General features: G+C 52.9%; 17 protein-coding genes. All 17 read right to left on the minus strand.

What is annotated here, in order from left to right:
• Positions 1 to 9 precede the first annotated feature (9 nt).
• The 17 genes from rimM to plsX all read right to left on the minus strand — a co-directional run bounded on the left by rimM (position 10) and on the right by plsX (position 15,796).
• Entirely contained in the window at positions 10 to 540 is a 531-nt protein-coding gene (gene rimM / locus QQZ12_RS04205; RefSeq protein WP_102992792.1) for a ribosome maturation factor RimM, read from the minus strand.
• Positions 541 to 555: 15 nt separating this feature from the next.
• On the minus strand, positions 556 to 783 hold the full coding sequence (locus tag QQZ12_RS04210) for a KH domain-containing protein (RefSeq protein WP_022736361.1): 228 nt from the start codon (positions 781 to 783) through the stop codon (positions 556 to 558).
• Positions 784 to 827: 44 nt separating this feature from the next.
• A complete protein-coding gene (gene rpsP, locus QQZ12_RS04215) occupies positions 828 to 1,085 on the minus strand; it encodes a 30S ribosomal protein S16 (RefSeq protein ID WP_102992793.1) in 258 nt (85 codons plus the stop codon).
• A gap of 36 nt (positions 1,086 to 1,121) precedes the next feature.
• A complete protein-coding gene (gene ffh, locus QQZ12_RS04220) occupies positions 1,122 to 2,474 on the minus strand; it encodes a signal recognition particle protein (protein ID WP_102992794.1) in 1,353 nt (450 codons plus the stop codon).
• Positions 2,475 to 2,498: 24 nt separating this feature from the next.
• On the minus strand, positions 2,499 to 2,831 hold the full coding sequence (gene ylxM / locus QQZ12_RS04225) for a YlxM family DNA-binding protein (protein WP_102992795.1): 333 nt from the start codon (positions 2,829 to 2,831) through the stop codon (positions 2,499 to 2,501).
• Between the two features lie 152 nt (positions 2,832 to 2,983).
• A complete protein-coding gene (gene ftsY / locus QQZ12_RS04230; RefSeq protein ID WP_284724031.1) occupies positions 2,984 to 3,970 on the minus strand; it encodes a signal recognition particle-docking protein FtsY in 987 nt (328 codons plus the stop codon).
• 1 nt (position 3,971) lies between these two features.
• Positions 3,972 to 7,571, minus strand: a complete 3,600-nt coding sequence (gene smc, locus QQZ12_RS04235; RefSeq protein ID WP_102992797.1) for a chromosome segregation protein SMC — start codon at positions 7,569 to 7,571, stop codon at positions 3,972 to 3,974.
• A 283-nt stretch (positions 7,572 to 7,854) separates the two neighbouring features.
• A complete protein-coding gene (locus QQZ12_RS04240) occupies positions 7,855 to 8,193 on the minus strand; it encodes a tRNA-binding protein (protein WP_102992798.1) in 339 nt (112 codons plus the stop codon).
• A gap of 174 nt (positions 8,194 to 8,367) precedes the next feature.
• On the minus strand, positions 8,368 to 9,165 hold the full coding sequence (locus tag QQZ12_RS04245; protein ID WP_154987538.1) for an IucA/IucC family C-terminal-domain containing protein: 798 nt from the start codon (positions 9,163 to 9,165) through the stop codon (positions 8,368 to 8,370).
• A gap of 352 nt (positions 9,166 to 9,517) precedes the next feature.
• Positions 9,518 to 9,640, minus strand: coding sequence for a hypothetical protein (locus QQZ12_RS04250; protein WP_267203729.1), 123 nt, complete (start codon positions 9,638 to 9,640; stop codon positions 9,518 to 9,520).
• 94 nt (positions 9,641 to 9,734) lie between these two features.
• A complete protein-coding gene (gene rnc, locus QQZ12_RS04255; protein WP_375163202.1) occupies positions 9,735 to 10,424 on the minus strand; it encodes a ribonuclease III in 690 nt (229 codons plus the stop codon).
• 15 nt (positions 10,425 to 10,439) lie between these two features.
• Positions 10,440 to 11,684: a beta-ketoacyl-ACP synthase II gene (gene fabF, locus QQZ12_RS04260; protein ID WP_284724032.1), complete on the minus strand. Its 1,245-nt coding sequence runs from the start codon at positions 11,682 to 11,684 to the stop codon at positions 10,440 to 10,442.
• A 104-nt stretch (positions 11,685 to 11,788) separates the two neighbouring features.
• A complete protein-coding gene (locus QQZ12_RS04265; protein WP_022736372.1) occupies positions 11,789 to 12,022 on the minus strand; it encodes an acyl carrier protein in 234 nt (77 codons plus the stop codon).
• A 56-nt stretch (positions 12,023 to 12,078) separates the two neighbouring features.
• On the minus strand, positions 12,079 to 12,822 hold the full coding sequence (fabG, locus tag QQZ12_RS04270) for a 3-oxoacyl-[acyl-carrier-protein] reductase (protein WP_154987534.1): 744 nt from the start codon (positions 12,820 to 12,822) through the stop codon (positions 12,079 to 12,081).
• 22 nt (positions 12,823 to 12,844) lie between these two features.
• Entirely contained in the window at positions 12,845 to 13,792 is a 948-nt protein-coding gene (gene fabD, locus QQZ12_RS04275) for an ACP S-malonyltransferase (protein ID WP_102992801.1), read from the minus strand.
• 20 nt (positions 13,793 to 13,812) lie between these two features.
• A complete protein-coding gene (locus QQZ12_RS04280; protein ID WP_106342707.1) occupies positions 13,813 to 14,856 on the minus strand; it encodes a beta-ketoacyl-ACP synthase III in 1,044 nt (347 codons plus the stop codon).
• A complete protein-coding gene (gene plsX, locus QQZ12_RS04285; RefSeq protein WP_102992802.1) occupies positions 14,807 to 15,796 on the minus strand; it encodes a phosphate acyltransferase PlsX in 990 nt (329 codons plus the stop codon). Before plsX ends, QQZ12_RS04280 begins: the two co-directional genes overlap by 50 nt.
• Positions 15,797 to 15,800 lie beyond the last annotated feature (4 nt).

Genomic DNA, 15,800 nt, shown 5'->3' on the forward strand with positions numbered 1-15,800 from the left:
TGTGGCACGTCAGTCCAGCCCCTCCATCCACTCGATCGTGATTCGCCGTTCCTTGATGTCCACGTCTTTCACCACATCCGCAATATATGGGAGCAACATTTCTTTCCCTTTGCCATCGGGCTTTACCACCCACACATCATTGGCCGGCAAAGGCAAGATCTCCCGCACTTTACCCAACTCGTTCCCATCCGTCGTCACGACGGTGCAGCCGATGATTTGGTGGAAGTAGAACTCCCCCTCCTCTTCGTTTACAGGCGCGAGATCCTCTTTCAATACCACCAACTTGCCGCCCTTGTAAGGCTCAGCTTGATTGATGTTGTCCCACTCCTTAAACTTGACCAGCCACACCGATTTATGGGGACGGCCCTTTTCCACCGTCAATGGGAGCGGTTCCTTCAGGCTGGGATGAACAAGGAGAAGCGAACTGCCTTGGGCAAAACGCACATCGGGGAAATCCGTGTCCGAGTAAACGCGCACTTCACCGCGAACGCCATGCGTACCGACCAGACGACCGACATTAAGGTATTCAGCTGTGTTCATGCCGCATCTTCTCCTTCACTTGATTTCCACCCACACACGCCGCTTCTCCTTCCCATGCGCAACATTGACCACCGTGCGAATCGCTTTGGCGATCCGCCCTTGTCGGCCAATAACCTTGCCTAGATCCTCTTTGGCGACGGACAATTCGTAGACGACCCGCTCTTCGGTCTTCCGTTCCGTCACCGTCACTTGATCAGGATGATCCACCAAGGAGACCGCAATCCATTCAATCAGTTCTTTCATATATGATGACCCTCCGGTCTTCCGCACCAGAAATGGTTCTGAAATTACTCTTTGTCGCTTTTCAGGATACCTTCACGGCGGAACAGATTGCGGACGGTATCAGATGGTTGAGCACCTTCAGCCAGCCACTTTTGGGCTTTCTCTGCATCGATCTTCACCGTAGCCGGTTGAGTCAATGGATTGTAGTACCCGATCTCATCGATGGAACGACCGTCACGCGGCGCGCGGGAGTCAGCAACCACCACACGGTAGAAAGGTGCTTTTTTGGCACCCATGCGTCTCAAACGGATTTTCACTGCCATTGTCAATTCACCTCCTAAACAGGGTATAATGGGCCGTCATGGCATAAACGGAAAGCGGAAACCGCCCCGTTTTTTCTTCTTCATGCCTTTGGCCATATTGGAGAACTGCTTCATCATCTTCTTCATGTCTTCAAATTGCTTCAACAGCCGGTTTACATCTTGGACAGTCGTCCCGCTTCCTGCCGCAATACGTTTGCGACGGCTGGCGTTGATGATTTCTGGATGCTCTTTCTCCTTCGGCGTCATCGACCTGATGATTGCCTCTACACGCGACAGCTGTTTTTCATCCACTTGGATGTTCTTTAGCCCCTTTATCTGGCCAGCGCCAGGGAGCATGGACAGCATGTCTTCCAGTGGACCCATCTTGCGCACTTGTTGCAACTGGTCCAAGAAATCATCAAACGTGAAGCTGAGCGTCCGCATCTTGCGCTCTAAATCCTTGGCTTTCTCCTTATCGACGGCGGATTGCGCCTTTTCGATCAGGCTGAGCACATCGCCCATACCCAGGATGCGAGAAGCCATCCGGTCGGGATGGAAGGGCTCCAAGGCATCCGTCTTCTCACCCATCCCGACAAACTTGATCGGGCAATTGGTCACCGACTTGACCGACAGGGCTGCCCCACCGCGCGTGTCCCCATCCAACTTGGTGAGCACCACGCCAGTCAGCCCTAATTGTTTGTTAAAGTGATCAGCCACGTTCACCGCATCTTGCCCTGTCATCGCATCGACGACGAGCAAAATCTCATCGGGACGAATCTGTTCACGAATCTGCTTCAGTTCGTCCATCATCTGCTCATCGATATGCAGGCGGCCTGCGGTGTCGATGATCACATAATCAAAGCCCTCCGCCGAAGCTTTGGCCACTCCCTGCTCCGCGATGTCCACAGGGTTGGCCTGATCTCCGAGCGAAAAAACGGGTGTATTTAAATCCGCACCCAACACTTCCAATTGCTTGATCGCCGCAGGGCGGTACACGTCCGCGGCCACAAGCAGGGTGCGTCGGTTTTGCTTTTGCAAATAACGAACCAATTTGCCAGAAGTCGTCGTTTTACCGGCACCTTGCAAACCGACCATCATGATTTTGGTTGGCGGCTTATTGGCTTGGGCCAATTTGCTTTGCTCCCCACCCATCAGTTCTTGCAGCTCTTCATTGACCACTTTGATCACTTGCTGCCCGGGGGTCAAGCTCTGCAATACCTCTTGTCCGACCGCACGCTCTTTAACCCGGTCGATAAAGGTTTTGACCACTTTGAAGTTGACGTCTGCCTCCAACAAAGCCAAACGTACTTCTCGCATGGCCTCTTTTACATCGGCCTCGGTCACTTTCCCTTTACCGCGCAACTTCTTCATGACGGACTGCAATCGTTCTGACAAGCCTTCAAACGCCATGGTTCCCCCTCCTTCAATCGCTGATTAATCGAGGTCAACCATCTGTTTGACGAGCGATTCGACCTTCAGACGCGCTTCCGGCTCTTCTTCCAATCGGGCCAGTATCTCTTGGGCGAGCCTTTGCCGCTCCAAGTGTTTCTGCACCAAGCCCAGCTTCTCTTCAAGTTCAGTCAGCGTCGCCTGAGCCCGCTTGATCGCCTCAAACACCGCTTGTCGTGATACGCCTTGGTGTTCCGCGATTTCACCGAGCGACCAGTCTTCATGGTAATACATTTCCAACAAGGTGCGCTGTTTATCTCTTAAAAGTGAACCGTAAAAATCATACAACAGGTTCATCTCTGTGGTTTGCTCCAGCATCGGAGTCACCTCATTTACACCGTCAAGGCGTCAACCTTTACAGGAGTATACTATAGCGGAGCCCGCCGCCTCTTGTCAAGGTTTTTTCCTTGATGAAGATGGAAGTCGCAATATTCACTGAGCCAATGAAGGTACGTCGCCCGTCGTTCAGATTAATCCGTCTCATTCTTGTCAATCATCTCTTTGAACAGCGCATGCAAAAACTGCTCCTTGTCGAAGTCTTGCAAGTCATCCGCTTTTTCGCCCAAGCCGACCAGCTTTACTGGGATCTTCAATTCGTTGCTGATGGCGATGACAATGCCGCCTTTGGCCGTGCCATCCAGTTTAGTCAGGACAATGCCAGACACGTCGACCGCTTCACCGAACTGCTTGGCTTGGAGTAACGCATTTTGTCCAGTTGTGGCGTCCAGCACCAGCAACACTTCATGGGGGCCGTCAGGCACTTCGCGCCGGATCACGCGGAACACCTTCTTCAACTCTTCCATCAAATTCACTTTGTTTTGCAGTCGGCCGGCTGTGTCGCACAAGAGAATGTCGGCACTGCGGGACTTGGCCGCCTGGATGCCATCATAGATGACTGCAGCCGGGTCCGCTCCCGCCTGGTGCTTAATCACGTCTACGCCGACGCGTTGCCCCCATGTCTCCAACTGGTCAATCGCCCCGGCGCGAAAGGTATCGCCCGCGGCCAGCACCACTTTTTTGCCTTCGTTTTTAAAGCGGTGCGCCAACTTGCCGATGGTGGTCGTTTTCCCCACACCGTTCACACCGACAAAAAGGATAACGGTCAATTCATTTTCTTTGAGCCGCAATCCTTCCTCACCCGCACCGTCCATCATCTCGGCGATGATCTCGGACAAAATGGGTTGCAGATGTTGCGGTTCTTTGATCTTTTGCTGTTTCACCTCGGTGCGCAAACGTTCGACTAATTCCATTGTCGTCTCAACGCCGACATCTGCCGTGATGAGGATCTCCTCCAGTTCTTCATACAGCTCTTCATCAATTTTAGAACGGCCGGTGAACAATTCGTTGATCGCACCGACCAGATTGTTGCTGGTCTTGCTGAGTCCAGTCATAAATTTTTGCGTGACCGCTTCGGTCTTTTGCGCGACACTATCGCGCAAGCGTTTGAAAAAACTCATGCTACTCCTCCTGTTTCTTGCTAGCGGCAACTTCGCTAAGTCCATCATACTCTTCCAGCTTCACAGATACCAGCTTCGACACACCTGATTCTTGCATGGTAATTCCATACAGCACGTCACATGCCTCCATGGTGTGCTTACGGTGGGTAATGATGATAAACTGCGTCTTGTTGGCGAACTCCCGCATGTAACGCGTATAACGGGTTAAGTTGGCCTCATCGAGGGCTGCATCCACTTCATCCAGCACACAAAACGGCACCGGCTTGATACGCAACACCGAATAAAGCAGGGCAAGAGCGGCCAATGCGCGTTCTCCACCCGACAGCAGATTGAGGTTTTGCAACTTTTTGCCTGGAGGCTGAGCCACAATTTCAATCCCCGTCTCCAAGAGATTATCCGGATCGCTCAGCTTCAAATCGGCGCGGCCGCCGCCAAACATCTGTACAAACACCTGCTGGAATTCCGCTCGGATCATATCAAACGCCTCACCGAAGCGCCGTCCCATCTCTTCGACCAATTGGCTGATAATCTCATACAGCTTTTGTTTGGCTTCGAGCAAGTCGGCCTCCTGTTCCTCCAAAAAGCTGAGCCGCTCTTTCAGACGAGCATATTCCTCGATTGCACCCAGGTTCACTTCGCCTAACGCTCCGATCTGCCCCTTCAATGAGCGAACCCGTCGTTCAGCCTCCGCCGGCTGTTCGGGGACAGGGTGGGTTTGTTTGGCGCGTTCGTAACTCATTTCGTATTCTTCAGCCAGCTTCTGCAACAAGTGATTAAGCTCCACGTCTAGACGATTGGCACGCACTTCTTGTTCATGCAACTTATTGCCCAGCTTGCGCAATTTTTGCTGGGTGGAACGCAATTCCTTCTCCTGTACCTCGCGGTCTGAGATCATCTGTTCCCGCAAACTTCTTGTTTCGCCCAGCTGTTGTTGCACTTCTTCCTTGCGAGCGCGCAGCTCGGCGATGCGTTCCTCCAGTGATTGCATTTCTTGCGTGTTGAACTCGCGCGCCTCATCTAGGCTCCGCAATTCCGCTTGTGCGGCCTGTTTCTGTTTGTCCAGCCGTGCCCACTCTTGCTGGAGGCGGCCCAAGTTTTCCTCTAGGTTGGTCACTTCTTGATGTAAGCGGGCGCGACGCACCTTAAATTCGGTCATTTGCGCGCCAACCTCTTCTTTCACATTGGCTTGCTGCTTGACCCGCTCTTGCGATTCGCTGATGAGCACGCCCAGAAGCTCCTTCTCCCGCTCCAATTCGACGATGCTCTGCTCTGTCCGCGCCAATTGCTCTTGGAGCTCGTCTTTTCTTTTGAGGGACTTTTCATGCTCTTGGTTGAGTGTGCGCAATTGTTCGTCCAATGCGCGCTCTTCCACTTGCAACTCGCGCTCTTTGCCGCGCAGTTCTTGTTCTTTCAAGCGCCGCTCTTCCCCGCGCACCCGCACTTCTTCCCACTCCTGCTCAAGTGCTTGCTTGCGCAGGTGCAAAGCTTCGAACTCCTGCTCCACTTGGCGCCAAGCCGCTTCCGCCCGTTTGAGTTCCTTCTCGCATTCTTCCAGTTGGCGTGACCGGCCCAAGAGATTGCTTTTGGTCTGATGGCGGCTACCCCCGGTCATCGATCCACCCGGATTGACCACGTCGCCGTCTAGGGTAACCACCCGGTAACGGTAACTCAAACTGCGGGCCATTCGGTTGGCTTGTTCCATGTTCTCAGTAACCACGACCAGTCCGAGCAAATTCTCAATCAACCGGCGATAGCGGGGCTCCGTTTTGACCAAATTGGCCGCAATCCCCACAAATCCAGGCTGCGACTCGCATTTGGCTATTTCTTGTTGCGGCAACATACGGCTTTTCAACACATCGAGTGGCAAAAAGGTGGCCCGGCCCAGCCGTTTTTCCTTCAGGTATTGAATGCCTTGGCGACCGGTCTTCTCATCTTCGACCACCACATGTTGTAGCGCGCCACCGAGTGCGGTCTCAATCGCCGCTTCCATCTCTCGCGGCACTTGAATCAACTGCGCCACCGCGCCATGGACTCCAGCTAACGACGAAATGCCCCGGTCGCGAGCCTTAAGCACCTCTTTCACTCCATGCATGAACCCTTGGTGCTCGGCTTCCGTCTCTTTGATCCATTCATACTGGGAACGGAGGCGGTTGAGCTGTTGCTCCACTTTGCGGCTACGGTCAGCGAGGGCTTTCTCCTCCTGCTCGATTTGACTGCGTTGCTCTGCCAAGACGCGAACCTGTTCGGCCGCCTCCCGCAACTCGCCCTCCACCTGCTTCAATTGGTCGGCGATCTCATCGGATCGTCCCGCTTGGGCCTCTTTGGCTTGCAGGAGAGCCTGTTTTTGCTCCGCAAAATCCTTGATGCGCTCCACCAGCTCGGCCAGCTGTTCAGTCATGTATTGTTTTTCGCTGGAGAGCGCCGCCAACCGGTTGCCATGTTGTTGTACTTTTTTGGACAACTCATCCAGTTGGTCGGCGTCATCGGCTGATGATAGTGAGAGTTGTAACTCCAACTTCTCAAGTTGCTGTTCCAGCTCGGCCAGTTCGGCGCGCTTTTGTGCAAGAAGATCGCTGGTCCGCTCTTCTTCTGCCTTTAGTCGCGCGCACTCTGCTTCCAGCTCGCGGATGCGTTCAGACAATTGCTGCTGGGTTTCCGTTCGGTTCTTCACCCGCTCCAGCCGCACTTCCCGTTGTCCCTCGGCCTTTTCTAACTCTTCACTCACCGACAGCAACGCCGTCTGAACCTGCTCCCAGTTTTGTTCTTGCTCAAGCAGTTTCGCTTTCAGCTCTTCCAACTGCGCTTCACGTCCACTGACAGCAGCGGCCAGGCTGACCTGCTCTTGGGACAGGCTTTTCACCGCTTGGGAAGCCTCTTGCCATTCTTCATGTAGCGTTTCAATTTTATGTACATACAAGCCGATTTCCACTTCCTGCAATTCCGCCTTCAATTCTTTGAAGCGGTTCGCTCGCTCGGCCTGTTCCGCAAGCGGTTCCACTTGCCCTTTGATTTCATGGATGAGATCGTGGATACGGGAAAGGTTTTGCTCTGTTCCTTCCAGCTTTTTCTCTGCTTCTTTTTTACGGGCTTTGTATTTGACAATCCCCGCCGCCTCTTCGAAGATGGCCCGCCGATCTTCCGATTTGGAACTGAGGATTTCGTCAATTTTGCCTTGTCCGATCATGGAATACGCATCTTTGCCTATACCTGTGTCCATAAACAGCTCATGAATGTCTTTGAGGCGGCAGGATTGCTTGTTGAGGAAATACTCGCTTTCTCCGGATCGGTATACGCGCCGCGTCACTGTTACTTCCTCATAATCGACGGGCAGGCGCCGCTCCGAATTATCAAAGGTCATGGAGACTTCGCAATAACCGACCGGTTTGCGCGTGTCGCTTCCTGCGAAAATGACGTCTTCCATCTTATTTCCGCGCAACGATTTGGCACTTTGTTCCCCCAACACCCAACGAATGCCGTCGGTGACATTGCTCTTGCCACTGCCATTGGGTCCAACAACGGCGGTCACGCCCGGAACAAACTCCAGCTCCGTGCGGTCGGCGAACGATTTGAAACCGCTCATCTCTAACCGTTTAAGATACATGAGCCCCCTCCTCTCTTCATCATTCACTAGGGTGTGTCTGGCAAATCAAGTTGGTGGGAAAGAAGCGGCGGAAAAACCTTTTCTCTAGGAGCGGCGATGCACAAGTGAAGCGAATGAGAAAATGGTTTTGGAGCCGCTGGTCTATGCATCAGACACGCCCTAGTCCATCCGAAAGAACGGCCACCTAAAAGCGAGTCTGCAAGTGGCACGTTTCAATCAAATGAACTGATCTATTTTAGCATAAAAAAACATTCCCTGGTGAGGATTCAGGGAATGTGCTTGCTCAGTACACCCGCGTGCCCAGTGGGGCTTCATGGTCTATTCCCAACAGGGTGACGCCACCAACCTTGGAATCGACCCCCAGCACCAACACTTCAGACATAAAATCAGCAATCTGTTTCGGTGGGAAATTGGTCACTGCCACCACCCGTTTGCCAACCAACTCATCTATGTGGTAAAGTTGCGTGATTTGCGCACTGCTGCGTTTGACCCCTAGCTCCTCACCGAAGTCAATCCATAGCTTGTACGCTGGCTTTCGCGCTTTCTCAAACACCTCTGCCCGGATGATTTGACCGATTCTGAGTTCCACTTTCAAAAAGTCGTCATAACTGATGCTCTTCATCAACTTCATCCCTTTCAGTTATCTCTGTTGCTTGCGGGAGCTCATCCGGCGCGGGCTTACACCCGGTCGCTATTGCTTGTGCAGGCCACGCCGGCATGAAATACTTCGCGCTCCCTCCCCGCTCATCCTGCATAAAAGGAGGGCAAACAAAAAAGCCGACTCTCGGGTGAGAAGTCAGCCTTCAAGCGGAGTATCACGACAAGGTTCGGTAATAGTGAAGCAATTTCGCGGGCAAGTCTTGCAGGTCTTGTCGCCCACTTGGTAGTAGAGGCAACAGGTTTTGCGAATCCGCACCGGTTCGGGCGCATGGGCAGGCCAACATTTGGGACTGTGAAAACGCGCCAACGGCTGTATTTTTTCTGCATACAGAGAAGCGGGTGTTTCATTGAGCAAATAATGATAATCAGTTTCAACTCGTTTCTGTTCTTCCCCTTCCAATCCCACCAATTTCGTTTCATACAACCAATATACGTACAGGGCAAAGTTTTCCCATAACATGGCGAGCGGAACACCGGTCGATTCATGGAGCTGATGCCATAGCGGCACCACATGCCGCCCGATAAGCTGGGTGACCAGCCGTTCGCGCCAAGCTTCGCGCCGGGAACCAGGCTTGGTGACCGTCCACCGTTTGAGTTGAGCTGCGAAAGGCGATTTTTCGCCCGGCTGTTCCAGGTCGATCACTACATTACCAAGGGATAAGTCCAACCCTTTGTTCAGCACACTCATCGTAAAAAGAGCCGGCACGATCACCATAAACGTATATTTTTTGCTAAACTGGGACGCCACCGCTACCAACGGTGCACCACCGATCGTTTCAGCAAGCCTTGCTATCATATCACGGCACTTTTCCCCATCCAACAATTCCAACGCCGTAAAAGACAAAGGCGAGGCAGGCGTGAACGACGGAGCGACTTGAAACTGGTTTTCCAACAACACCCTTTCTCTATTTTCCAACCGTTCCAATGCCATCATGCCTTCCCTCTCCTTTCACCGATTCACCCATTCGATAATGATATTTATTCTCATTATACCGAATTTGCGTTGACATATCCACAGGTAGTGAAAAAATTTTCAATAGAAATGGAAAGAAGAGCGATTATACGACAAATTATTTATTAATTTAATAATATATTTCTGATAACATTCTTTCCAAGATTCAGAAAGGTAGGCTTTACGGCAAGGAAAAGATGGCACCATCGCAATGAAATAAGTGAACCAAATACAATAAAGCGAGAAGCCAACCCCCCCCCGCTATTCCGTCTCCCTTCGCTCTGCTTGCACCGAACGTTCCCGCAACAGACGGACGATGGTTTCATTCTGCTGTTCAATCCGTTTCAAACGCTTCCAGCTGTTGATGACCAAAATACCCGGCAATAAGAAAAAAAAACACAAACGCTAGAAACGCAGCGATCTGGAAAAGCATCGTCCCCAATTGGAAGTCAACCATATTTCGCCCCCTTCTCTGAAGATATGCCCATCTCCCTATTCCCTCACGGACCATAAGAAAAACCACCGATTCCCAGCAGGCGGTGGTTTGCACATTATCTTGCTTTCCAAGTTTTAAGGGCGATCAGCGCCGCTTGTTGTTCTGCTTCTTTTTTGGAACGGCCCGCGCCTTGTCCCAAGCATCGGTCTTCTAGATACACTTCAGCCACAAAGTGGCGATCATGCGCAGGGCCTTGCATATCTACAATCCGATATTCCAAGGCACCCAATCTCTCTTGTTGAACCAGCTCTTGCAACTGGCTTTTGGCGTCCAACATGTTGGCCAGCCATTCATCATTGATTTTCGGAAAGACCAATCTGGTCAAAAACCGCCGCACCTCATCCAAGCCCTGATCCAAAAACAAGGCTCCGATAAAAGCTTCAAACACATCGGCTAAGAGGGAAGGACGGGTGCGGCCTCCCGTCATCTCCTCTCCTTTTCCCAATCGCACAAAGCGCCCAAAATCAAGCTCTTTGGCAAAAGAAGCAAGGGATGCTTCACACACCACACGTGCCCGTGTGCGTGTCAATTCACCTTCGCTCATCTGCGGATAACGGTGAAACAAGTATTCCGACACTGCCAATTCAAGCACCGCGTCTCCCAAGAACTCCAATCGCTCATTGTCTGGGAACTTCCCGCTGTTTTTCCGTTCATGGGCAAATGAAGTGTGGGTAAAAGCTTGTTGGAACAATTTTTTGTTTTTCAAGGTCAAGCCGATGGACCGTTCCAACTCAGATAAATCCATCATGTGTTCATCCCCTTACGCTTCCGCAAACTCTTTGATGCAGATGGTGGCATTGTGCCCGCCAAAACCGAGTGAGTTCGATATGGCGGCCCGGACGCGCGCCTTACGCGCTTCATTCGGCACATAGTCCAAATCGCATTCGGGATCCGGATTTTCCAAATTGATTGTTGGCGGAATGATTTGCTCTTTGAGCGTAAGCGCCAACACCGCCGCTTCAATCGCTCCCGCCGCACCCAGCAAGTGCCCCATCATGGATTTGGTTGAGCTAATCGCCAACTTATGCGCATGTTCACCGAAAGCAGCTTTGATCGCCATCGTCTCAAATTTGTCGTTGATATCGGTTGAAGTACCATGGGCGTTGATGTAATCGATGTCCTCCGGTTTCAGACCGGCGTCGGACAGTGCCATCTCCATGCTTCGTTTCGCGCCATCTCCGTGTGGGTCGGGGCTGGTGATGTGATAGGCGTCGGCCGTCATTCCGTATCCCACAACTTCGGCAATGATGTTGGCACCGCGTTTCTGCGCATGCTCCAGCGTTTCCAACACCAACACCGCCGCTCCTTCACCCATGACGAATCCGTCACGGTCACGGTCAAACGGACGGCTAGCCTTTTGCGGATCATCATTGCGGCTGGACAAGGCACCCATCGCCGAAAAACCGGCTATGGCCATTGGCAAAATGGTCGCTTCTGTGCCACCGGCCAACATCACATCAGCATCGCCGCGCTGCAACATTTTGAACGAGTCGCCGACGCAGTGCGTGCCAGTCGCGCAAGCCGAGATCGCCGCGCTATTGGGCCCTTTGGCGCCAGTGTGGATGGACACCATGCCCGAAGACATGTTGGCAATCATCATTGGCACAAAAAATGGGCTAACCCGGCGCGGTCCCCGCTCCATCAACACGCGATGTTGGTTTTCCAAAGTCGACAGTCCGCCGATCCCGGAGCCTACATAAACCCCTACGCGGTTGGCGTCCACTTTGTCCATGTCCAATTCAGCGTGCTTCAGCGCTTCTTTGGCTGCCGCCACCGCAAATTGCACAAATCGATCCATGCGGCGTGCTTCTTTTTTATCTATATAATTCAGCGGGTCAAAATCCTTGACCTCTGCGGCAATCTTCACTGCATAGTCCGTTGTGTCGAAATGGGTGATGTTCCCCACCCCGGACTTGCCTGCGATCAGATGATTCCAGAATGTGTTTACATCGTTACCAAGGGGAGAAATTATTCCAAGACCGGTGATCACAACCCTCTTATTCACCTGATCCACCGCCTTTCTCAACATAGCTGATACGCTTTTTAGTACGTTGTGTATAAAGTCCCGCAACAAGAGCGGGACTTTATACAGTAAGTATGAAGAAGCGATTAATTATGTTTGTTGATATATTCTACAATATCTCCAACCGTGGAGATTTTAGCAGCTTCATCATCGCCGATCTCCAATTCAAACTCATCTTCCAATTCCATGATGAGATCCACTACGTCGAGTGAGTCGGCACCCAAATCTTCTTTGATGGACGCTTCCAGCGTCACTTCTGCCTCATCCACATCCAGACGCTCAACGATGATTTTCTTTACACGTTCTAACGTATCTGCCATATCTTTCACCTCCCCTCAGTATTATACGAGACAACTTCCTCGCAAGCAATGTCATCTTAGTTCATTACCATGCCACCATCGACATGAATCGTTTGTCCGGTGATGTAACGCCCGGAGTCTGAAGCCAAAAACTTAACAGCCTCGGCAATGTCTTGCGGGGTACCATAATACCCGAGCGGTATCTCGGAGCGCATTTGCTCCTTCAGGGCTTCGTCCAACACAGACGTCATGTCCGTCTCAATGAATCCAGGCGCAATGGCATTCACGGTGATACCGCGGCTCGCCAATTCTTTGGCCGTGGTTTTGGTAAGGCCGATCAAGCCCGCTTTGGCCGCCACATAATTGGCTTGTCCCGGATTTCCCGCCACGCCGACGACGGAGCTGATGTTGATGATGCGTCCGCCTTTTTGCTTGAGCATGGGCCGGATCACTGCTTTGGTGCAGAGGAAGGCGCCCTTGAGATTGGTGGCAATCACTTGATCCCACTCGTCTTCCTTCATGCGCATCAACAGATTGTCACGCGTAATGCCCGCATTGTTCACCAAGATATCGACGCGCCCAAAGGTGGACACCACCTCTTTCAGCGCCGCATCAACTTGCTCCTTGTCAGATACGTCCACTTTCAAGGCTAAGCCTTGCCGGCCCGTTTCCCGCACAGATTGAATCGTTTCTTCTGCAGCCGCATGATTCCCGGCGTAGAAAATGACGATATCGGCGCCGGCTTCTGCCAACGTGATGGCAATCGCGCGCCCAATCCCACGCGATCCGCCCGTTACCACTGCCGTCTTACCGTTTAACATACCCGGTTCCCCTCCTGTTCATCTAGCTGAGAGTTTGAAGCTGTTCAATCGCTTGCTCCAGCGTTTGTGTATCCTGGATGGAAATCGCCTTCACTTTGCGGTCAACCTTTCTCACCAGACCAGTGAGTACACTGCCGGCACCCACTTCCACAAAAGTGGTCACCCCTTGATTCAGCATGTATCTCACGCTATCCTCCCACAACACGGGCGAAGCGACTTGCTTAACCAACAATTCCACGATTTCCGCCGAACCCGAAACAGCTTCCGCCGTCACGTTGGCCACGACCGGCACGGAGGCGTCGCGTACAGTCACATGGCTCAGTGCCGCTTTAAGCCGCTCGGCCGCTGGCTGCATCAGGGAGGAGTGGAATGGACCGCTGACCGACAGGGGGATGACCCGTCTCGCTCCCGCTTCCGCCGCCTGTTCACCTGCTTCAGCTACTGCGGCGGCATGTCCGGAGATGACGATCTGACCCGGTGAATTATAATTGGCTGGCTCGACCACATGTCCAGCTTTGGATACGCTCCGGCAAACCTCATCCAACTTGTCGCGCTCTAGATTCATAATTGCGGACATAGCCCCGACGCCCGCCGGCACCGCTTCTTCCATATAGATCCCCCGCTTGCGCACGGTCGTCACCGCATCGCGGAAACTCATCGCCCCCGCCGCTACCAGCGCGGAATATTCTCCAAGGCTGTGTCCCGCCACGAAATCCGGTGTGAGTGGTAATTTTTCCCGCAACGCGATATACAGCGCGATACTGGTGGTCAAAATGGCAGGCTGCGTGTTGGCCGTCAAGCGCAACTCCTCTTCCGGACCGTGAAAGCAAAGCTCCGACAATGCGTAACCCAACGCGGCGTCCGCTTCTTCAAAAATCTGCTTCGCCGTCTCGCTGTTTTCGCAAATGTCCTGCCCCATTCCCACTTTTTGCGATCCTTGTCCCGGAAAGATCAAAGCGATTTTACCCATCATGTCTCCCCCCATTGCACTTAATCAAGCGCCCATTTGAGTATGGCGGCACCCCAGGTGAGTCCTCCGCCAAACCCGCACAAGGCCAGTGTGTCTCCTTTTTTGATCTTGCCTGATTTCACTGCTTCGTCCAAAGCCACCGGCACGGACGCCGAAGACATGTTGCCATAACGGTCCAAGTTGACAACCACCTTGTCCTCTGTCAGACCGAACCGCTTGACCGCCGATTCGATGATGCGGATGTTGGCTTGGTGTGGGATCAGGAAATCGATATCGTGTTTGCCGAGACCGGCTTTAGCGAGTGCTTCTTCTGTCGCATTGCCCAGCACACGGACGGCAAATTTGAACACCTCTCTGCCGTTCATGTAAATGAAATGCAAGCGTTCATCTAAGGTCTGTTGAGATGCCGGCTTGCGTGACCCGCCCGCTTCCAGCTTCAGCAAGTCCTGCCCTGAGCCATCCCCTCCCAGCTCGTAAGAGAGGAAACCGTATCCGTCTTCAACCGGGCCAAGCACAGCCGCCCCCGCGCCATCCCCGAACAGGACGCAGGTGTTACGGTCTGACCAATCCACGATGCGGGACAGGCATTCCACCCCAATCACCAACGCGTACTTATACATGCCAGTCTGGATAAATTGGGCTGCGGTAGACACCCCGTACAAAAAGCCAGTGCACGCTGCGGAAAGGTCGAACGTTGCCGCCTTGGACGCACCGAGTTTGTCTTGCACCAGACAGGCCGTCGCTGGAAAAGACATATCCGGCGTCACTGTCGCCACAATGATCAAATCCAGCTGGTCAGCCGTCAATCCCGCATGGGCCAAAGCCCGTTCAGCTGCTTTGACAGCCAAATCAGAAGATGCCTGGTCCGGGGCGGCGATACGCCGCTCACGAATCCCCGTTCTCGATACGATCCACTCATCATTGGTGTCGACCATCTTCTCCAAATCGGCATTGGTTAGCACTTTTTCCGGAACAAACGCACCTGTTCCAAGAATTCCAACTGCGCCCACGCCGTCACTCTCCTCTCCCACGCGAAAATTCCGCTTCCAGTTGAACCATGACATTGTTTTCAACAAATCGGCGCGCCTGCCGTATCGCATTGAAAAACGCGGTGGCGTCTGACGATCCGTGAGCTTTGATGATCGGACCGGCCAGTCCCAGCAACGGAGCGCCGCCATGCTCTTTGTAATCCATCTCTTTGGCGAAACGCTTTAATCCCGGCTTCAAGATGGCACCCGCCAGTTTGGTAAGCAGATTTTGTGTGAGTACCTGTTTCAGGCGATCAAAGACGGCTTTAGCAACTCCTTCCGTGTTCTTCAACAGGATGTTGCCGCTGTATCCGTCGCAGACCAACACTTCACACGGCCCATACAACACTTCACGCGCTTCAACATTTCCTAGAAAGCGAAGTGATTCATCTTCTTGGAACAAAGCGAACGCCGCCTTGTTCAATTCCGTCCCTTTGCCCTCTTCTGTCCCAATGTTGAGCAGGCCCACGCGCGGGGCTTCAAAGCCCAACACCCTTTCCGCATACACACTGCCCAATTTGGCGTATTGGTGCAAATGATCGGCTCGTGCCTCGGGGTTAGCCCCTACATCCAGCACCAAAATCCCTTTCCCTGACAAGGTCGGCAGAACCGGTGCTAGCGCAGGTCGATCGACCCCTGGCAAACGTCCCGTGTAAAACAGGCCCGCAGCCATCAGCGCACCCGTATTCCCGCCACTGATAAAAGCGTCGGCTTCTTTCTCTTTCACCATCCGGCATCCAACGACAATGGAGGAATCTTTTTTCCGGCGGACCGACCGTACGGGTTCGTCGTCTGGTTCTATGACTTCTGTTACTTTTTTAAAGACCACTCCCGGCAGCGGCTCCGGCAAGACGCTCTCATCGCATCCCACAAGAATGATGGTGGTGTCGGGCCACTCTCGCGCCGCCATTTTGACCCCTTCGATCACCGCTTGAGGGGCATGGTCTCCACCATGCGCGTCTATTGCAATCCGCATCGTT

It is taken from the genome of Laceyella tengchongensis (assembly GCF_900182735.1).
Classification (GTDB): Bacteria; Bacillota; Bacilli; order Thermoactinomycetales; family Thermoactinomycetaceae; genus Laceyella; species Laceyella tengchongensis.